This window comes from Streptomyces sp. NPDC046805, assembly GCF_040645355.1.
Taxonomy (GTDB): domain Bacteria; phylum Actinomycetota; class Actinomycetes; order Streptomycetales; family Streptomycetaceae; genus Streptomyces.
In genome coordinates this window covers 1-19,594 of sequence record NZ_JBEYYC010000018.1, presented here as the reverse complement: position 1 = coordinate 19,594, position 19,594 = coordinate 1, and the positions used below count along the sequence as shown (strand labels likewise).

Genomic DNA, 19,594 nt, shown 5'->3' with positions numbered 1-19,594 from the left:
TCGGGGCACAGGCGTCCACCACAGTCCACCGAACCGGGGCCCGTACCTCGATGTCCGTGCACAGCCATACGCCAGCCCATCACGACGCGCCAGCTCATCAAGGAGCGGCTGCCGCGCCCGAGTTCCCGCGGCACGTGGTGACCGCGGTCCTTGTATCCCACGACGGCGCCCGCTGGCTGCCCAAAACGCTCGACGGACTGCTCGGCCAGGAGCGGCCCGTCCAGTTCGCCGTGGCCGCCGACACCGGCAGCGCGGACGAGTCCGCCCAGTTGGTCGCCGGCGCGCTCGGCGACGAACAGGTGCTGCACCTCGCCCGGCGCACCGGCTTCGGCCAGGCCGTCGAGGAGGCGAGCCGCATCGCGCCGGTCCTCACGCCGGACGAGCTGCCGTACCTCAGGCGCCCCAGCAGCTGGGATCCCGTCACGCGCTCATGGCGCGACGACGCCTACGACCTGCCCGACCTCCCGCACGGCGAACCCGTCCAGTGGCTGTGGCTGCTGCACGACGACTGCGCGCCCGAACCCGAGGCGCTGGCCGAGCTGCTGAGGGTCGTGGAGAACGAACTGGAGCTGGGCCGCGACGACGTGGCGGTCGTCGGCCCCAAGCTCCGCGGCTGGTACGACCGCCGTCAGCTCCTCGAGGTCGGCGTCACCATCGCCAACTCGGGCCGCCGCTGGACCGGTCTGGACCGCCGCGAACAGGACCAGGGCCAGCACGACCACGTCCAGCCCGCGCTGTCCGTCTCCACCGCGGGCATGCTGGTGCGCCGCGACGTCTTCGAGCAGCTCGGCGGATTCGACCGCCGACTGCCGCTGATGCGCGACGACGTCGACCTGTGCTGGCGCGCGCACGCGGCCGGTTACCGCGTCCTCGTCGCCCCCGACGCCGTCGTACGGCACGCCGAGGCCGCGTCCCGCGAGCGCCGCACCGTCGACTGCGTGGGGCGCACCGCCGCCTCCCCGCACAAGGTCGACAAGGCCGGCGCCGTCTACACCCTGCTCGTCAACATCCGTACGGCGGTGCTGCCCTGGGTCCTGCTGCGGCTCGTCCTCGGCACACTCCTGAGAACCGTCGCCTATCTCGTCGGCAAGGTCCCCGGACAGGCCGTCGACGAGGTCCGCGGTCTGTTCGGCGTCCTGCTGCGGCCGGAGCGGATCATCGCCGGACGGCGCATGCGCGGCCGCCCGCAGATCGGCAAGGACGAGCTGCGGGCACTGTTCCCGCCGCCCGGTGCGACCGTGCGGGTCACCATCGAACAGGTCGCCGGCAACTTCTTCGGCGGCTCCGACCCGGAGCTCTCCTCGGCCGGACGGCACGGCGCCGCGGCCGACGCCGGTGACGACGCCGAGTTCCTGATGCCCGAGCGGCACGCCCGCCTCAAGCGCATCGCCCGCAATCCCGGCCCGGCGCTCTTCCTGGTCCTGCTGCTGTTCTCGCTCGTGGCCTGCCGCAGCCTCATCGGAGGCGGCGCGCTCGCGGGCGGCGCCCTGCTGCCCGCCCCGGGTGGCACCGGTGAGCTGTGGTCCCGTTACCTCGACGCCTGGCACCCGATGGGCCCGGGCGGCACCCAGTCCGCGCCGCCGTACCTGGCCATCATGGCGCTGTTCGCCTCGGCCCTGCTCGGCTCGACCGGTCTCACGGTCACGGTCCTGCTGGTCGGTTCGGTTCCGCTGGCCGGGTTCAGCGCGTACTTCGCCTCCCGGCCGCTCGTCACCTCCCGCCTTCTGCGCGCGTGGGCGGCCGTCGCCTACGCCTTCCTGCCCGCCGCCACCGGAGCCCTCGCGGGCGGCCACATCGGCACCGCCGTCCTCGCCGTCCTGCTGCCGCTCATCGCGCGCGCGGGCATCGCCGCGAGCGGCCTGGCGCACTCCTCGGGGACGCGCGGCAGCTGGCGCGCCACCTGGGCGTACGCGCTGCTGCTGACCATCACCACCGCGTTCACGCCGATCGTGTGGCCCATCGCCCTGATCCTCGGGATCGGTGTGCTGGTCGTGCGCCGCGGCGACATCGTCGCCCACGGCCTGCGCCTGCTGGCCCAGTTGGGCACCCCGTTGCTGGTCCTCGCGCCCTGGTCGCTGACCCTGCTGCCGTTCGGCTTCTTCAAGGAAGCCGGGCTCGCGTACGGCCCGTCGGCCGCCTCCGCCCTCGACCTGCTCGGCATCAGCCCGGGCGGTCCCGGCACGGTGGACGGGCTGATGCTCATCGGCATCGTCCTGGCCGCGTTGGCCGCGCTGATGCGCTCCGAGCGCCAGGCGGGAATCCGGGCCGCCTGGGTCGTCGCCCTGGTGGGTCTCGTCTTCGCGGTCCTGTCCAACGCCTCCGCCTGGGCCGGGCCCGCCACCCTCGTCTACGGCATAGCCCTTCTGGCCGCCGCCGCGCTCGGCGCCGACGGAGCACGCGCGCGTGTGGCCGAGCAGAGCTTCGGCTGGCGCCAGCCGGTGGCCGCCCTGATCGCCTTCGCCTCGGCCGCGGGACCGCTGCTGGTCGCCGCCGGCTGGATGATCGCAGGCGCCGACGATCCCGTGGAGCGGCGCGACCCGGTGCAGGTTCCCGCGTTCGTCGCCGAGGAGAGCGGCACCCGCGACCAGGCCCGCACCCTGGTCCTCGACAGCGACTCCGACGCGCGCGTGCGCTACTCGCTCGTCCGCGGCTCCGGCGCCCGCATGGGCGACGCCGAACTCGCCGCCGCCGACGGCCAGAACACCAAGCTCGACAAGGTCGTCGCCAACCTCATCGCCGGATCCGGTGCCGACCAGGCGAACCAGCTCGGCGGGTTCGCCGTGCGCTACATCCTCGTCCACCGGGGCGCGCCCCGCGAGGTCGGCCGGGTCCTCGACGCCACGCCCGGTCTGAGCCGGCTCAGCCAGCAGGACGGCAGCAAGCTGTGGCGCGTCGACCGGCAGGTCTCCCGTGCCGCCATCGTGCCCGCCTCCGGCACGGGCACCGCACAGTCCGTCGCCGCCGGACCCGTCGAGATCCACACCACGATCCCGACCGGCTCGGGCAGCCGCGTCCTGCGCCTGGCCGACACCGCCGCCGACGGCTGGACCGCCACCCTGGACGGCAAGCCGCTCGCTCCCACCACGGTCGACGGCTGGGCCCAGGGATTCGAACTCCCCTCAGCGGGCGGCAGGTTGGACGTCACCTACGACGACCCGATCGGCCACACCGCCTGGCTGTGGGCCCAGGGCGCGCTCGCCGTCGTCCTGATCGTGCTCGCGCTGCCGGGCCGCCGCCGTGACATCGACGACGACCTGCCCGAGGAGCCGGTCGTCCTGGCCGACGCGGGGGAGGGCCGCCGGGCCCGCCGCCTGCGCGCCCAGGCCGAGGCCGAGGAAGCCGCGGCGGCCGACGCGGCCGGCGTGGCCGAGGAAGCCGTCGACATGGGCGAGCCCGGCGCCGTGCCTCCTCCTCCGGAGGAGGCCCCTGCCGTGCCGCACCAGCCGGGCTACGGCGACTGGGACGCACCGGCCTATGCCGGCGCCGAGTACGGCGCCTATGACGGCGGGCAGTACCAGGACGCCGCGCCGTTCGCGGGCGGGTACGACCAGCAGGCGTACCAGGCCGACCCCTACCAGGACGGCCCGTACGACCCGTACGGCTACGGCGCCCCGACCGAGCAAGGGGCGTACGACCCGACGTACCAGCAGGGCTACGACCCGGCCTACGACCCGACGCAGCCCCACCCCCACGGCACCGGCCACCAGCGTCCCGACGGGAGCCAGCAGTGAAGAGCATCCCCCTGCCCCTGATCGCCGGCGTGGCCGCCCTCGCCGCCGTCACCGGATTCGCCGCGCTCAACGCACCGGACGGATCCGGCACGGACACCGTCAAGGCGGCCGCCCAGCTGCCTGTCGAGCGCACCAGCCTGCTGTGCCCGGCTCCGAGCACCTCCGACATCGCCGACACCACGTACACGTCCTTCACGCCGGTCACGAAGGGCACGCCGGGCAGCGGCAAGGCCGAGCTCCAGGCGGCCCCGGAGGCGTCGGAGAACGGCACGAGCGGCTCGGGTACGGCCAAGCAGGCGAAGAAGGGCCAAGCGCCCGTCCTCACGCCCAAGGCGCCCGGCACGCCGATCACCGGTGACACCTCGGGCGGGGACGCGCCCGCGCTCACCGGCACCGCCGACGGGAAGTTCGCGCCCGGCTGGACCGTCCAGGAGACCACCCAGGTCGCCGCGGGCATCGGCCGCGGACTGCTCGGCGTCAACTGCACCGCACCGGACACGGACTTCTGGTTCCCGGGCGCCAGCACCGGCGCCGACCGCACCGACTACGTGCACCTCGTCAATCTCGACGACAGCGCCGCGGTCGTCGACATCGAGCTCTACGGCAAGGACGGCGCGGTCAAGTCCACGCTCGGCGAGGGCCTCACGGTCCCGCCGCACGCCGCCAAGCCGGTCCTGCTGTCCACACTCACCAACGAGCAGCAGTCCGACCTGACCGTGCACGTCAGCGTCCGCAGCGGACGTGTCGGCGCCTCCGTGCAGGCCCTGGACGCCAAGCAGGGCGGCGACTGGCTGCCCGCGTCCGCCGACCCGGCGGGCAGCCTGGTGCTGCCCGGCATACCGAAGGACGCCACCTCCGTCCGTCTGGTCGCCTTCACCCCGGGCGACGCCGACGCGGACCTGAAGGTGCGCCTGGCCTCCCCCCACGGGATGATCACCCCGGCCGGGAACGAGACGCTGCACGTGAAGTCGGGCATGACGACGGCGGTCGACCTCGGCGCCCTCACGCGCGGCGAGGCCGGCTCCCTGGTGCTCACCCCGACCGGCCGGTCCGTCCCCGTGGTCGCCGCCCTCCAGGTGACCCGCGGCAAGGTCGGCAACCAGGAGACGGCCTTCATCCCGGCCGCCACCCCGGTCGGCACGCGCGCGACGTCCGCCGACAACAGCGGCAAGGGCACGACCCTGTCCCTCACCGCCCCCACGGCGACGGCGCGGGTCAAGGTCACGGCCTCGGCGGGCAGTGAGGGAGGCTCGCCGGTGACGAAGACCTACACGATCAAGTCGGGCACCACCCAGGACGTCCAGGCCCCGGTCCCGAGCGGCCTGAAGGGCACGTACGCCCTGACGGTGGAGCCCGTGTCCGGCGGCCCGGTCTACGGCGCCCGCGCCCTGTCCGCCGACGAGGAAGGCGTCCCCGGCTTCACCGTCCAGACCCTCCCGGACGACCGCGGGACGGTGGCCGTACCGAAGGCGGACCAGGACCTGTCGGTGCTGCAGAAGTAGCCGACCGGCATGCCGGCCGTACGCGCTGGAAGCGCAGAAGCGGGCAGAAGGAGGCAGAAGTGGGCGGCCGGGCCGGCGGTCGCCCACGCCGCGCGGGTGGCCTCGGCGCGCGGCCTCAGTCCTCGCCGTAGCGCGGATCCACGGTCTCCGGAGTGAGCCCCAGCAGCTCCGCGACCTGCTCGACCACGACCTCGTGCACCAGCGCGGCCCGCTCGTCGCGCCCCTTGGTGCGGATCTCCACCGGCCGCCGGTACACCACGACCCGCGCGCGACGCCCTTCACGCGCGGGAATCGTCCCCCCGAGCGGCACCGCCTCGTCGCTCCATGCCGCGTCCGGCCCCGACGGCAGGCGGGGTACCTCCAGCACCAGGAAGTCGATGTCGGCCAGCTGCGGCCACCGTCGTTCGAGACGCTCCACGGAGTCCTGCACCAGGTCCGCGAACACCTCGGCGCGACTCGCCGCGAGCGGCACCTGCGGCGGCGCGATCGGCCCGCGCATGCCCCGCCCGTGGCGATCACGGCGACGGGGCCCGGGGCCGGTGGCGCGGGGCGGTACACGGTTGTCCATCACCGGTGAAGCGTAGTCCCCGCGCGGTCCGTACGCCCGGCTGTCACGGCGGGATGATCGTCCGCGATCACGCGGCGATTGCCCGGTGACCGGACGAGATCCGGCCATCTCACGAGATTGTCGTCGACTGACCGTTCCGATCAGGGTAGAGCTCGCTCCGTACCCATCTCGGACCGTAGACCTCAAGGCAATTGACGTGATTTGCATCGATTGCCGACCGGATGCGGACCTGTCCCGAACCTGGGGCAGGGACGTCCGTGCAGGTCGGCGGTACTTGTCCAGAGAGGCGCGCGGGGCGCTTCGCAGCACGACACGGTGGAGTGACCTGGTGGAGAGTCGTCGCGGCCCGCTCAAGAGTGCGGTACCGTCCAACGTCGTGAGCCCTGTACGTCGCTGTTCGCGCACCGCTTGCGGCCGACCCGCCGTCGCGACGCTGACGTACGTCTACGCCGACTCGACCGCGGTCCTCGGCCCGCTCGCCACCTACGCCGAGCCCCACTGCTACGACCTGTGCGCCGAGCACTCCGAGCGCCTCACCGCCCCGCGCGGCTGGGAGGTCGTCCGCCTCCTCGACGGCTCCGCTCCGGCGCGCCCCAGCGGGGACGACCTGGAGGCGCTCGCCAACGCCGTGCGCGAGGCCGCCCGCCCCCAGGAGCGAGCCGCCGAGGCGGGTGGCGGGGCCCGTACGGCGGACCCCATGGAGGTCGCCCGCCGCGGCCACCTCCGGGTGCTGCGCTCGCCGGACAACTGAGACTCTTCGTCTCCTTCGGCTTCTTCGTCTCCTTCTGTTCTTGCGGCGACTTTTCGGCTCCTTCGCCCCCTACCGCCCCACGTTGTGACGGCCGAACCTCCCCGCGGCGACATCAATGACGCACCTTCATCGACTGGATGACGCACGCCCATTGACGTGCCGTTGGCGCGGACACGACCATTCCGTCAGCCGAAACGAGAAATCACTTTCCGCATGACGGAATCCGGGGAGGCCCCGTGTACGTCCAGCAGTTGGAGCCCATTGCCGACTCGCTCGGCCTGTCCGCCCTAGTCGCAGCCCTGCCCCTTGTCGTCGTCCTGGTCCTGCTCGGGGGAGTGCGTCTGAAGGCGCACCTGGCGGGCCTGATCGGACTTCTGACGGCCGTTCTGGTCGCCTGTCTCGCCTACGGCATGCCGCTGGGCCAGACACTTTCCAGTGCGGCCCAGGGCGCCGCGTTCGGGCTCTTCCCCATCCTGTGGATCGTGGTCAACGCCCTGTGGGTGTACCGGATGACCGTCCGCACCCGGCACTTCGACATCCTGCGCCGCTCCTTCGGGCGCCTGTCCGACGACCCGCGCATCCAGGCCCTCGTCATCGCCTTCTGCTTCGGCGCGCTGCTGGAGGCCCTGGCCGGTTTCGGCACCCCGGTGGCCATCTGCTCGGTGATGCTGGTCGCGCTCGGCTTCGACCCGGTGCGCGCGGCAGCGGTCTCCCTGGTCGCCAACACCGCACCCGTCGCTTTCGGCGCCATGGGCACCCCGGTCGTCACGCTCGCCCAGGTCACCGGGCTGCCGCTGGATTCCGTGGCCTCCGTGGTGGGCCGTCAGACGCCGCTGCTGGCCCTGATCGTCCCCCTGGTGCTCGTCGGGCTCGTCGACGGCCGGCGCGGGCTGCGGGAGACCTGGATGCCCGCCCTCGTCTGCGGAGTCGCCTTCGCCGTCGCCCAGTTCGTGGTCTCCAACTTCGTCTCCGCGCAACTCGCCGACATCGCCGCCTCCTTGGTCGGTGCCGGCGCCCTGGTGGCGGTGTCGCACGCGCGCGTACCGGCCACCGAAGCCGTACGGGCGTCCGTGCTCACCGGCGCCCGCAGCACGGACCTGGACGAGACCGACCCGCGCCCCGAAGTCCTGCGCGCCTACGCCCCGTACGCCCTCATCGTCGTGATCTTCTCGATCGCCCAGATCCCGGCCGTCAAGGACTGGCTGGCGCAGGCGACGCAGACGTACGACTGGCCCTTCCTGGACGTCGCCGGCCCGGACGGCAAGCCGGTCAGCGGAAACCTCTTCACCTGGCCGATCGTCGGGACCGGCGGCACGCTCGTGCTGTTCGCCGGGGTGTGCACGGCGGCCGTACTCGGGGTGCACGCGCGCGTGGCGGTGCGGGAGTGGCTGGAGACCGTACGCGAGTTGAGGTTCGCCATCCTGACCGTGACGTCCGTCCTGGCCCTCGCCTACGTCATGAACCTCTCCGGACAGGCGGCCACGATCGGCCACTTCGTGGCGGCGGCCGGTGCCGGACTCGCCTTCCTGTCGCCCGTGCTGGGCTGGTTCGGCGTGGCCGTGTCGGGGTCCGACACCTCGGCCAACGCGCTGTTCGGCGCCCTTCAGGTGAGCGCGGCCCGCGAGTCGGGCCTGTCGCCCGTTCTGCTCGCCGCCGCCAACAGCTCCGGCGGTGTGCTCGGCAAGATGATCTCGCCGCAGAACCTCACCATCGCCTGCGCGGCGGTCGGTCTGGCGGGACGCGAGGGCGACCTGCTGCGCCGCGTGCTGCCCTGGAGCATCGGCCTGCTGCTGGTGATGTGCCTGATCGTGGTCGGCCAGAGCTCACCGGTCCTCGGCTGGATGCTGCCCTGATCCGCGGCCACGGTCGAGAGTCCACAGGGAGTGCACAGGGCGTCCGCACGGCGGATTCGGTGCGGGCGGGTAGTTTGTGCTGACCGACAGGACTTTCAGGAGGGTTGACCGTGGCTGGTGATCTGTCACAGATCGTGAAGGCGTACGACGTGCGCGGGGTGGTCCCGGACCAGTGGGACGAGTCGCTGGCCGAGCTCTTCGGGGCGGCCTTCGCGCAGGTGACCGGCGCGGACGCGATCGTGACCGGCCACGACATGCGGCCCTCGTCGCCGGGCCTGTCCCGCGCCTTCGCGCGCGGGGCGGCGGCCCGTGGGGCCGACGTCACGGAGACCGGGCTGTGCTCGACCGACCAGCTGTACTACGCGTCGGGCTCCCTCGGTCTCCCGGGCGCGATGTTCACGGCCTCGCACAACCCGGCCCAGTACAACGGCATCAAGATGTGCCGGGCCGGCGCGGCCCCGGTCGGCCAGGACACGGGCCTGGCGGAGATCCGCGAACTGATCGAGGGCTGGCTGGAGTCGGGCGCGCCGCAACCGGTCGCCGACCCGGGAACCCTCACCGGCCGCGACACGTTGGACGATTACGCGGCGCACCTCCGCTCCCTCGTCGACCTGACCTCCATCCGCCCCCTGAAGGTCGTCGTCGACGCGGGCAACGGCATGGGCGGCCACACGGTCCCCACGGTCCTCGCCGGCCTGCCCGTGACCCTCGTACCGATGTATTTCGAGCTGGACGGCACGTTCCCGAACCACGAGGCGAACCCGCTCGACCCCGCCAACCTCGTGGACCTGCAGAAGCGGGTCCGTGAGGAGGGCGCCGACCTCGGCCTCGCCTTCGACGGCGACGCCGACCGCTGCTTCGTGGTGGACGAGAACGGCGAGCCGGTGTCCCCGTCGGTCATCACGGCCCTGGTGGCCGCGCGCGAGCTGGCCAGGAACGGCGGCACGGGCGCGGTCATCCACAACCTGATCACGTCCTGGTCCGTCCCCGAGGTCGTCCGGGAGAGCGGCGGCACGCCGGTCCGCACCCGGGTCGGCCACTCCTTCATCAAGGGGGAGATGGCGCAGACGGGCGCGATCTTCGGCGGCGAGCACTCCGCCCACTACTACTTCAAGGACTTCTGGAACGCCGACACGGGCATGCTCGCGGCCCTGCACGTCCTCGCCGCCCTCGGCGGCCAGGACGGTCCCCTCTCCGGACTGGTCGCCCAGTACGACCGCTACGCCGGTTCCGGCGAGATCAACTCCACGGTGGCCGACCAGGCGGACCGCCTCGCCGCGATCCGCTCCGCCTACGAGGGCCGCGCGGACGTGACCCTGGACGACCTCGACGGCCTCACCGTCTCCGCCGCCGACTGGTGGTTCAACGTCCGTCCCTCCAACACCGAGCCCCTGCTCCGCCTGAACGTGGAGGCACGCGACGAGACGACGATGGCCAGGATGCGGGACGAGGCACTGGTGATCATCAGGGGCTGACGGCCCCCTTCTCCGCCCTCGTCACCCCCCCCGTCCGCCTGCCCGCTGCCAAACCTCGGCCGACTCCGCTGCCGCACTCCCTGCGGCGGTACGCTGACCAGGCACATCAGTGCACGCCCACCCCCGCCCGAAGGGACACCCCATGCCGCTCGAAGCCGGCCTCCTGGAGATCCTCGCCTGCCCGGCCTGCCACGCCCCCCTCAAGGAGCAGGACACCGAGCTGATCTGCACCGGCCAGGACTGTGGCCTGGCGTACCCGGTCCGCGACGGTATCCCCGTACTCCTCGTCGACGAGGCCCGCCGCCCCGCGTAACGACGGGTCCGGCCGCTATCAGGGAGCCGAGTCCCGCCACCAGGAGCCGAGTTCCGTCACGGGCGCGCGCGCCTGCCGTCGGGAGCCGGACTCATCAGTCGGGGATGCGAACACCCCTAGGGGACACCCACCGCGCGGGACCGCCTTCTATGGGGAAAGCGCCCTCCTACGGGGAAGGCGCCCCGCACGGGGAAAACGGTTCCACAACCACGGACGCGGATACGACCCCCGCGAACGGGAAACGAGCTCCCCACACGGAAAACCCGGAAAAACGAGGCCCGCCCGACGAGGCGCCCACCCAAGACGAGCCGGCCCCTAGGACCCACGGCGAGCGGAGGCTGCCGCCCATGCTGGACGAATCGCTGCTCGACACCCCGGAGGACCTCGCCGAGGCCGACCGCCGAGGCCTCCTCCGCGGCGCCGCCGAGGCGGGTGCCCGCGTCCGTACCGCGGCGCGCCATGCCATCGAGGCCGGCATCGACGACCTCAAGCCGGACGGCCGTCCCCGCGCGGTTCTGATCGCCGGCCCCGGCGCCGCCGCGACCCACGCCGCCGACCTCCTCGGCACGCTCGCGGGCCCCGGCAGCCCGGTCATCCGGCTCGCCCCCACCGGTGTCGCCCCGGCCGCCGGCGCCCTGCGCTGGGAACTCCCGGGCTGGACCGGCTCCGTGGACCTGCTGCTGATCGCCACCCCGGACGGCACCGAACCCAGCCTCTCCCTGCTCGCCGAGCAGGCCTACCGCCGCGGCTGCTCGGTCGTGGCCGTGGCCCCGGCCCGCACCCCGCTCCACGAGGCGGTCACCGGCGCTCACGGTCTGTTCCTGCCGATGGCGACGGCCCCGTACGACCACGACGAGCCGCTCGCCGCGTCCTCCCCGGGCGTCCTGTGGGCGCTGCTCACCCCGCTGCTCGCGCTCCTCGACCGGATCGGCCTGGTCAGCGCCCCCTCGGACGCCCTGGAGACGATCGCCGACCGCCTGGACAACGTGGCCGAGCGCTGCGGCCCGGCCATCGTGACCTACAGCAACCCCGCCAAGGCCCTCGCCGCCGAACTCGCCGACGCACTCCCGGTGATCTGGACGGAAGGCATCTCCGCCGGACCCGCGGGACGCCGTTTCGCCGCCGCCCTCGCAGAACTGGCCGGCCGCCCCGCCCTCGTCGCCGAACTCCCCGAGGCGCTTGCCGAGCACAGCGCCCTGCTGGCGGGCCCGCTCGCCGCGAGCGCCGACCCGGACGACTTCTTCCGCGACCGCGTCGAGGAGACACCGGCGCTGCACGCGCGCGTGGTGCTGCTCCGCGACCGGCCGATCGGCGGCCTGACCGCGGCACCGGCCGCCCGTGACCTGGCCCTCAGCCATGACACGCCGATCAGCGAGCTGGAACCCGAGCCCGGCGACGAACTGGAGACCCTCGCCGAACTGATCGCCATGACGGATTTCGCCGCCGTTTACCTGGCGCTCGCTTCGGTGGCCTGATCTTGTCGTCGGCGCCCTGACCGCCGTAACGCGGAGCGAACGCGCGACGGACATGGATCGGACCCGAGACGTACGTGCATGGATGAGACGCGAGACATCCGCCATGGATCAGACCCGAGACATCCGTCGTGGATCAGACCCTGAGACGTACGTCCGTGGATCAGACCCTGAGACGTACGTCCGTGGATCAGACCTGAGACGTACACACGCCACCTCCGTGAGTCGCGCGCTAGAACTGTGAGACGCGCGCGAGAAGCCATCAGAACCGCGACACCAGCAGCCGCGACACCAGAGCCGCGAAACATGCGCGGAAGAACCCTGCGGAGAGAAACCAGCCCCATGGACCGCCTCGACAACGTCATCCGCCCCTACGCCTGGGGTTCCCCCACCGCCATCCCGAAGCTCCTCGGCGTCGAGCCGACCGGCGAGCCGCAGGCGGAGATGTGGATGGGCGCCCACCCGGGCGCGCCCTCGCACACCGCGCGCGGAACGCTCGCGGAGGTCATCGCCGCGGACCCGGAGAGGGAGCTCGGCGCGGCGGCGGTCGGCAAATTCGGCCCTCGCCTGCCCTTCCTGCTGAAGATCCTCGCGGCCGGCGCCCCGCTCTCTCTCCAGGTGCACCCCGACCTCGAACAGGCCAGGCAGGGGTACGCGGACGAGGAGCGGCGCGGCATCCCGCTGGATGCCCCGCACCGCAACTACAAGGACGCCAACCACAAGCCCGAGCTGATCTGCGCGCTCACCGAGTTCGACGGCCTGTGCGGCTTCCGCGACCCGCTCCAGGCCGCCGACCTGCTCGACGGTCTCGGGGTCGACTCCCTCAAGCCGTACATCGACCTGCTGCACGCCCACCCCGAGGAAGCGGCCCTGCGCGAGGTCCTCACCGCGGTCCTGACCGCCGACCCGGAGGAGATGGCCCACACGGTCGCCGAGGCCACCGCCGCCTGCGCCCGCCTCGGCGGTGACTACCTCCCCTACGCGGATCTCGCCCACCACTACCCGGGCGACCCGGGCGTCATTGCCGCCATGCTCCTCAATCACGTACGCCTCCAGCCGGGCGAGGCCCTTTTCCTCGGCGCAGGCATCCCGCACGCCTACCTGAGCGGTCTCGGCGTCGAGATCATGGCCAACTCCGACAACGTCCTGCGCTGCGGTCTGACCCCCAAGCACGTCGACGTCCCCGAGCTCCTGCGGATCGTCCGCTTCGAGGCGGGTGATCCGGGCGTGCTGCGCCCGGAGGCGTCCGCCGAGGGCGAAGAGGTCTACGACACACCGATCGACGAGTTCCGGCTCTCCCGGTACGTCCTGACCGGGGGCGGCGCCACCCACGACCTCACCCGCTCCGCCCCGCAGATCCTGCTGTGCACGGCGGGTTCCGTACGGGCCGGCGAGCACAAGCTGACGTCGGGCCAGTCCGTTTTCGTCCCGGCGGGCGAAAAGGCCGGGGTGTCCGGAGACGGTACGGTCTTCCGGGCCACGATGATCATCTGACCGGTGGTTGTGGACACCTGACACACCGTCGCCCGATCGGCCTGCAAGAATGGCTCGACCGGCAAAGGGCAGGCAAAGGCCTGACGGTCGGATGGTCAGACGGCCTGACGGCCTCATGGCCGGACGGTCAGATGGACGAAGGCGAAGGGAAAGCGCGGACACATGAGCGCGTCAGGCGGCACCAAGGCGATCGTGGCGGCACTGGGTGCCAACCTAGCGATCGCGGTATCGAAGTTCGTGGCGTTCGCGTTCAGCGGTTCGTCGTCGATGCTCGCCGAGGGCGTGCACTCGCTCGCCGACTCCGGTAACCAGTTCCTGCTGCTCATCGGCGGCAAGCGCGCCCAGCGCGAGGCTACCCCGCAGCACCCCTTCGGCTACGGCCGCGAGCGGTACATCTACGCCTTCCTCGTCTCGATCGTCCTCTTCTCGGTCGGCGGCATGTTCGCCATCTACGAGGGCTACGAGAAGATCAGCCACCCGCACGCGGTGGAGCACTGGTACTGGCCGGTCGGCGTCCTGGTCTTCGCGATAATCGCCGAGGGCTTCTCCTTCCGTACGGCCATCAAGGAGTCCAACGAGCTGCGCGGCAAGCTGTCCTGGGCGCAGTTCATCCGCCGCGCGAAGGCGCCCGAGCTGCCGGTCGTCCTCCTGGAGGACTTCGGCGCGCTCATCGGTCTCGTCCTCGCCCTCTTCGGTGTCGGCCTCGCCCTGCTCACCGGCAACGGCGTCTGGGACGGAATCGGTACCGTGTGCATCGGTGTCCTGCTCGTCCTGATCGCCCTCGTCCTCGCCGCCGAGACCAAGTCGCTGCTGCTGGGCGAGGCCGCCGGCCCCGCGGTGATACAGAAGATCGAGGCCGCCATGGTCGACGGCGACACGGTCACCGGCATCATCCACATGCGTACGCTCCACCTCGGCCCCGAGGAGCTGCTGGTCGCCGCCAAGATCGCCGTCGACCACGACGACACGGCCACCGAGGTGGCCAACGCCATCAACGCCGCCGAGGCCCGCATCCGCGCCGCCGTGCCCATCGCGCGCGTGATCTACCTCGAGCCGGACATCTACAGCGAGGCCGAGGCCGCCAGGGGCGCGGACCCGGAGGCGACCCCGGGCGGCCCGACGCCGCACTCCGCCGAGGACTGATGCCCGGTCCCGGCCACGGGACGATCGGATACGGCCATGGGGCCCGCCGGACCTTCCGGCGGGCCCCTTTTTCGTGCTGCGTTTGTGCACGCCGCCGCCGTACCGTCCGGCCCTCCGGTCCCGAACCCGCGTCCGGAACTCCCGCTCGAGCCCCCTCGTGCCCCCGGTTCACGCCCCGGTCGGCTCCCGCGGCCGGGGTGACGCGTCCGAACGCGGACTGGGGACGGCCGGGTCATCCGGTGTAGCTTGGGACGGAGCCAGACGTCGCTGCTGATGGCGGTCGGGCGGTCCCAACAGGGATCGGCCGAGGGAGAGAGGGCCTCCGACGGACTGCGCTGCGCGTACGTGGGCATCCCTGTGTCCTCTTCCCGGGCACCCGTGTGTCCGCCGCCGCGCAGACCAGCCGCACCCACCTCGACCCAACCCCGAGGAGCAGCCCGCAATGACGACTGTCGACAACCGACAGGACTTCAAGGTCGCCGACCTCTCCCTGGCCGAGTTCGGCCGCAAGGAGATCACCCTCGCCGAGCACGAGATGCCCGGCCTCATGGCGATCCGCAAGGAGTACGCCGATGCCCAGCCCCTCGCCGGCGCCCGCATCACCGGCTCCCTGCACATGACCGTGCAGACCGCCGTCCTCATCGAGACCCTCGTCGCCCTGGGCGCCCGGGTCCGCTGGGCCTCCTGCAACATCTTCTCCACCCAGGACCACGCGGCCGCCGCCATCGCCGTCGGCCCGAACGGCACGCCCGACAACCCGCAGGGCATCCCGGTCTTCGCCTGGAAGGGCGAGACCCTGGACGAGTACTGGTGGTGCACGGAGCAGGCGCTGACCTGGCCGGACAGCGCCACCGGCGGCCCCAACATGATCCTCGACGACGGTGGCGACGCCACCCTCCTCCTCCACAAGGGCGTCGAGTACGAGAAGGACGGCAAGGTCCCCGGCGTCGAGACCGCCGAGTCCGACGAGCACCGCGTCATCCTCGAGCTGCTCCACCGCACCCTGGGCGAGAACCCCCAGAAGTGGACCCAGCTGGCCTCTGAGATCCGCGGCGTCACCGAGGAGACCACGACCGGCGTCCACCGCCTGTACGAGATGCAGCGCGACGGCGTCCTCCTCTTCCCGGCGATCAACGTCAACGACGCCGTCACCAAGTCGAAGTTCGACAACAAGTACGGCTGCCGCCACTCCCTGGTCGACGGCATCAACCGCGCCACCGACGTCCTGATCGGCGGCAAGACCGCCGTCGTCTGCGGCTACGGCGACGTGGGCAAGGGCTGCGCCGAGTCCCTGCGCGGCCAGGGCGCCCGCGTGATCGTCACCGAAGTCGACCCGATCTGCGCCCTGCAGGCGGCGATGGACGGCTACCAGGTCACGACGCTCGACGAGGTCATCGACAAGGCCGACATCTTCGTCACCACGACGGGCAACAAGGACATCATCATGGCCTCGGACATGGCCAAGATGAAGCACCAGGCCATCGTCGGCAACATCGGCCACTTCGACAACGAGATCGACATGGCCGGCCTCGCGAAGATCCCCGGCATCGTCAAGGACGAGGTCAAGCCGCAGGTCCACACCTGGACCTTCCCTGACGGCAAGGTGATCATCCTGCTGTCCGAGGGCCGCCTGCTGAACCTGGGCAACGCCACCGGCCACCCGTCGTTCGTGATGTCCAACTCCTTCGCGGACCAGACCCTGGCCCAGATCGAGCTGTTCACCAAGCCCGACGAGTACCCGACCGGCGTGTACACGCTGCCCAAGTACCTCGACGAGAAGGTCGCCCGCCTCCACCTGGACGCGCTCGGCGTGAAGCTGACCACGCTGCGCCCCGAGCAGGCCGCGTACATCGGCGTGAAGGTCGAGGGCCCGTACAAGTCGGACCACTACCGCTACTGAGTCCGCAGCCCCGCCCTCCGGGTGGGCGCGTCCGTGCACTGACGCGCCCACCCCGGCGGCAGGTCCTCCGAGGCAGGCCCCCGCACCCCCGTGCCGGGGGCCTGCCCCTTTGGCCGGATCACCAGTCGGTCTGCCAGGATCCCCCGTCAGCCCGGTCGGCTCACCAGCCCGTCACGACCCAGGACCCCCTCATGCCCCGCGGCCGCTATTCGCTCCTCGATCCGCACGATCACACCCCCTTCGCGGAAGAACACTTCCACTGCGCACCCGGTCCGTCCGGCTGGCGTTACGTCTCCCAACTGACCGCCCCCTCGGGCGACCACAGCGGCTCCGTCGACCTCGCCCTCGACGACCTCGGCCGCCCCATCCGCCTGGAACTCCACGCCGGGGGCTGGCAGGTGCGCGGCGCCGCCATCGACGGCGTCACCTGGGTCCGCACCGACCCCGCCGGCACTCACGCCACCGAAGGCAATGTGCGCGCGCACGCCTTCACCGGCACGTCCCCCGCGTTCCTCGTCGCCACCGCCCGTCTCCTGCGCCTCACCCCTTCCGACTCCGCGACCCGCGTACGTCTCGTGGCCTTCACCGACCCGGTCCTCGCCCCCCGCACCGTGGACCAGTCCTGGGCCCTGGTGGACAGAGAAACACACGCCACTGACATCGGCCCTCTGGCCGTGGACGAATACCAGGTCACAGCCCTGGACACGGGTGAGCGGCACACCGTGCACATCGCCGGCGACGTGGTCCTCGCAGCACCCGGGATCGAACTCGAAGAACTCGAGTCGCCACCGTCGACGTTCAGCTGAACAAGGACCCCGTGAGCAAGGACCTCGCGGGGGCATGCCCCGACAGCCCCGACTAAGCAGGCGGTACGAATCCGGTGGCCGGGCGGCCGCCCGCAGCCTCGCCCGTCGAGGTCCGCACAGGCTGCGCGGGCTGTGCGAGCGGGGCGGCAGGCGCCGAGCTCTGGCTCGAACCCTCGTAAACCTCGCCGGGATACGCGTCCGGCGGCGTCGTACCGACGGCAGGCGACCAACCGGGAGCACTCTCCACCGAGGCAGGCGCACCGCCGATGACCGGCATTCCGTCCGCCGCCGGGGCGCCACCGAAGACCCGCCGCGCGTCACGCACCTGCCGCTCCTGCACGACCGCCGCCAAAAACGCGGCCGACGGAACGTCCTGCGGGACCTCAGTGCCCGTACGAGCCGCAAGGTCCGCCGCAAGCCGCTCCGCCATGACCCGGGCGACCTGCTGATCAAGCTGCCGCATCCGCGTCAGGTACTGCCGTACGGCCAGCCACAACCCGTCGGGAACCGCCGACAGGTCGAGCGCCGAGAAGCGCCCTGCCAGCGCGGGTGGCGGGGGAGGTACGAAACCCGTCCGCCCGGCAGGCACTCGCTCCCGTACGACCAAGGTGCCCGCGAAGACATCCCCGAGCCGCCGCCCCCGCGCCGAAACGAGCGAGGCGATACAGGCGACAACCCCGAACGTCAGCAGGATCTCGACCACACCGATCGCACCACGCACCAGCGCGTGCCGAAAACGGATCGGCCCGCCGTCGTCCCGCACCACACGCAGCCCGCACGCCAGCTTCCCCAGCGAACGCCCATGGGTGAGAGTCTCCAACGCGATCGGACCGCCGATCAGCACCAGCAGGAACGTCGTGCCGGACAGCGCGGCCTGCGCCGCATCGTCCAAGGACGAGGTGGACGCCACCACCGCCACGATGACGGCGAGATAGACGAACATGGCCACGATGAGGTCGAGCACCACCGCCAGCGCTCTGCTGGGCAGCCGCGCAGGACGCAGCTCGAGCGCCACCGCCTCGCCGGTCACCAGCTCGCTCACGCCCGTGGTCCTTCCCCTGGCCTGCCCCGAGAACCGCAAGTCTGCCAAGCTGAGGCCACGCGGCGCCCTGGATACGACAAGCTGACATCACGACGACACGACGAACAGTCCGGTCGACGACCAGCCGAGGAGCAGGCAGACCCGATGGACCTCGACGTCTTCGTCTCCGCCCACCGCCCCGAGTGGGACCGCCTGGACGTCCTGCTCGGTCGCCGGGGCCGCCTGACCGGAGCGGAAGCCGACGAACTCGTCGCCCTCTACCAGCGCACGGCGACGCACCTCTCCCTCATACGCTCCAGCGCCCCCGACCCACAGCTGACAGGGCGCCTCACCCAACTCGTGGCACGCGCGCGTAGTGCCGTGACGGGGACCCGCCGCGCCTCCTGGCGCGATGTGACGCGCTTCCTGGGACGGAGCTTTCCCGCCGCGGTCTACCGCTCGCGCCACTGGTGGGTGCCCACCGCGTTCCTCTCCGTCGCCGTCGCGGTCCTCCTTGGCTGGTGGATCGGTACGCACCCCGAGGTGCAGTCCTCCATCGCCGCTCCGAGCCGACTGCGCGAGCTCACCCGCCCTGGTGGCGACTACGAGACCTACTACTCGAGCCATCCCGCCGCATCCTTCGCGGCTCAGGTATGGACGAACAACGCCCAGGCCGCCGCGGTGTGCCTGGTTCTGGGGATCTTCCTCGGCCTGCCGGTCCTCTGGATCCTCTTCCAGAACATGCTCAACCTGGGCGTCGGCCTCGGACTCATGTCGTCGGTCGGCCGGCTCGACACCTTCCTCGGCCTTGTCCTCCCGCACGGACTGCTCGAACTGACCGCGGTCTTCGTCGCCGCCGGTACGGGGCTGCGCCTGGGCTGGACCTTGATCGACCCGGGCCCGCGAACCCGCCGTACAGCCCTGGCCGAGGAGGGACGGGTCGCCATCGGCATGGCGATGGGCCTCGCCCTGGTCCTCCTCGTGTCCGGCGCCATCGAAGGCTTCGTCACCCCGTCCGGCCTGCCCACGTGGGCGCGCATAGGAGCGGGGATCGCAGTGGAGCTGGCCTTCCTGGCGTACGTCTGGGGTCTCGGCGGTCGTGCGGCACGCGCCGGCGAGACGGGCGACCTCGAAGCGGCGGAGCGAAGCTCGGCTCCGAGGGTCGCCTGATGTGCGAAAACCCCTGCTGAGCTGCTAGTCTCCTCATCGCCCCACAGAGACCGTTGACACGGAGCGAGTGGGGAGGTAGATTCGAACAGTTGCCTGGAGAGCTGGACAGCTCGGAGGGCCACCAGTTAAAATCTATCTGCTTCTTGTGAAGGACATTCCCGAGAAGCAACCCCCCCGATTACTCAGAAATGAGCGGCTGGTCAGACCGGCCAAGAACTTCTGATAAAGTCGGAACCGCCGGAAAGGGAAACGCGAGAGCGAGAACCTGGAAAGCACCGAGGAAATCGGATCGGAAAAAGATCTGATAGAGTCGGAAACACCGAAGGGAAGCGCCCGGAGGAAAGCCCGAGAGGGTGAGTACAAAGGAAGCGTCCGTTCCTTGAGAACTCAACAGC

The 19,594-nt window shown here is 71.6% G+C and carries 14 protein-coding genes; 12 read left to right on the top strand and 2 right to left on the bottom strand.

What is annotated here, in order from left to right; translation table 11 throughout:
- Nucleotides 1-50 precede the first annotated feature (50 nt).
- A complete protein-coding gene (locus ABZ910_RS20445; protein WP_361366756.1) occupies nucleotides 51-3,731 on the top strand; it encodes a glycosyltransferase in 3,681 nt (1,226 codons plus the stop codon).
- Nucleotides 3,728-5,233, top strand: coding sequence for a DUF5719 family protein (locus tag ABZ910_RS20440; protein WP_361366754.1), 1,506 nt, complete (start codon nucleotides 3,728-3,730; stop codon nucleotides 5,231-5,233). Before ABZ910_RS20445 ends, ABZ910_RS20440 begins: the two co-directional genes overlap by 4 nt.
- Before the next feature lie 115 nt (nucleotides 5,234-5,348).
- Here the strand turns inward: ABZ910_RS20440 and ABZ910_RS20435 are convergent, their stop codons facing one another.
- Complete coding sequence (locus ABZ910_RS20435; protein WP_361367068.1) at nucleotides 5,349-5,801, bottom strand: metallopeptidase family protein; 453 nt, start codon at nucleotides 5,799-5,801, stop codon at nucleotides 5,349-5,351.
- A gap of 328 nt (nucleotides 5,802-6,129) precedes the next feature.
- Between ABZ910_RS20435 and ABZ910_RS20430 the strand changes: the two genes are divergently transcribed.
- From ABZ910_RS20430 to ABZ910_RS20390, 9 genes are all read left to right on the top strand, one after another.
- On the top strand, nucleotides 6,130-6,552 hold the full coding sequence (locus ABZ910_RS20430; RefSeq protein WP_078967596.1) for a DUF3499 domain-containing protein: 423 nt from the start codon (nucleotides 6,130-6,132) through the stop codon (nucleotides 6,550-6,552).
- Between the two features lie 236 nt (nucleotides 6,553-6,788).
- A complete protein-coding gene (locus ABZ910_RS20425) occupies nucleotides 6,789-8,405 on the top strand; it encodes an L-lactate permease (RefSeq protein ID WP_361366751.1) in 1,617 nt (538 codons plus the stop codon).
- A gap of 110 nt (nucleotides 8,406-8,515) precedes the next feature.
- Nucleotides 8,516-9,880, top strand: a complete 1,365-nt coding sequence (locus tag ABZ910_RS20420; RefSeq protein ID WP_361366748.1) for a phosphomannomutase/phosphoglucomutase — start codon at nucleotides 8,516-8,518, stop codon at nucleotides 9,878-9,880.
- Between the two features lie 142 nt (nucleotides 9,881-10,022).
- Entirely contained in the window at nucleotides 10,023-10,193 is a 171-nt protein-coding gene (locus tag ABZ910_RS20415) for a Trm112 family protein (protein ID WP_007382472.1), read from the top strand.
- Between the two features lie 347 nt (nucleotides 10,194-10,540).
- Nucleotides 10,541-11,668, top strand: a complete 1,128-nt coding sequence (locus tag ABZ910_RS20410; RefSeq protein ID WP_361366745.1) for an SIS domain-containing protein — start codon at nucleotides 10,541-10,543, stop codon at nucleotides 11,666-11,668.
- Nucleotides 11,669-12,007: 339 nt separating this feature from the next.
- Nucleotides 12,008-13,159 carry a mannose-6-phosphate isomerase, class I gene (gene manA / locus ABZ910_RS20405; protein ID WP_361366742.1) on the top strand — a complete coding sequence of 384 codons (1,152 nt, stop codon included), beginning with the start codon at nucleotides 12,008-12,010 and terminating at the stop codon, nucleotides 13,157-13,159.
- A gap of 162 nt (nucleotides 13,160-13,321) precedes the next feature.
- Nucleotides 13,322-14,302 (top strand): cation diffusion facilitator family transporter, encoded by a 981-nt coding sequence (locus tag ABZ910_RS20400; protein WP_361366739.1) that lies wholly within the window; start codon nucleotides 13,322-13,324, stop codon nucleotides 14,300-14,302.
- Nucleotides 14,303-14,744: 442 nt separating this feature from the next.
- Nucleotides 14,745-16,202: an adenosylhomocysteinase gene (gene ahcY / locus ABZ910_RS20395; protein ID WP_361366736.1), complete on the top strand. Its 1,458-nt coding sequence runs from the start codon at nucleotides 14,745-14,747 to the stop codon at nucleotides 16,200-16,202.
- 191 nt (nucleotides 16,203-16,393) lie between these two features.
- On the top strand, nucleotides 16,394-17,008 hold the full coding sequence (locus ABZ910_RS20390) for a hypothetical protein (RefSeq protein ID WP_361366734.1): 615 nt from the start codon (nucleotides 16,394-16,396) through the stop codon (nucleotides 17,006-17,008).
- Between the two features lie 52 nt (nucleotides 17,009-17,060).
- On the opposite strand, the gene ABZ910_RS20385 is transcribed toward ABZ910_RS20390, so the two are convergent.
- Nucleotides 17,061-18,050, bottom strand: coding sequence for an RDD family protein (locus ABZ910_RS20385; protein ID WP_361366732.1), 990 nt, complete (start codon nucleotides 18,048-18,050; stop codon nucleotides 17,061-17,063).
- A 144-nt stretch (nucleotides 18,051-18,194) separates the two neighbouring features.
- On the opposite strand from ABZ910_RS20385, the gene ABZ910_RS20380 reads away from it, so the two are divergent.
- Nucleotides 18,195-19,199 (top strand): stage II sporulation protein M, encoded by a 1,005-nt coding sequence (locus ABZ910_RS20380; protein WP_361366729.1) that lies wholly within the window; start codon nucleotides 18,195-18,197, stop codon nucleotides 19,197-19,199.
- Nucleotides 19,200-19,594: the final 395 nt, after the last annotated feature.

Bases quoted from the DNA above. Each gene is read 5' to 3' on its own strand.
- ABZ910_RS20445 (WP_361366756.1), top strand. From the start codon at position 51: ATGTCCGTGCACAGCCATACGCCAGCCCATCACGACGCGCCAGCTCAT.
- ABZ910_RS20435 (WP_361367068.1), bottom strand. From the start codon at position 5,801: ATGGACAACCGTGTACCGCCCCGCGCCACCGGCCCCGGGCCCCGTCGC.
- ABZ910_RS20415 (WP_007382472.1), top strand. From the start codon at position 10,023: ATGCCGCTCGAAGCCGGCCTCCTGGAGATCCTCGCCTGCCCGGCCTGC.
- ABZ910_RS20410 (WP_361366745.1), top strand. From the start codon at position 10,541: ATGCTGGACGAATCGCTGCTCGACACCCCGGAGGACCTCGCCGAGGCC.
- manA (WP_361366742.1), top strand. From the start codon at position 12,008: ATGGACCGCCTCGACAACGTCATCCGCCCCTACGCCTGGGGTTCCCCC.
- ABZ910_RS20400 (WP_361366739.1), top strand. From the start codon at position 13,322: ATGAGCGCGTCAGGCGGCACCAAGGCGATCGTGGCGGCACTGGGTGCC.
- ahcY (WP_361366736.1), top strand. From the start codon at position 14,745: ATGACGACTGTCGACAACCGACAGGACTTCAAGGTCGCCGACCTCTCC.
- ABZ910_RS20390 (WP_361366734.1), top strand. From the start codon at position 16,394: ATGCCCCGCGGCCGCTATTCGCTCCTCGATCCGCACGATCACACCCCC.
- ABZ910_RS20380 (WP_361366729.1), top strand. From the start codon at position 18,195: ATGGACCTCGACGTCTTCGTCTCCGCCCACCGCCCCGAGTGGGACCGC.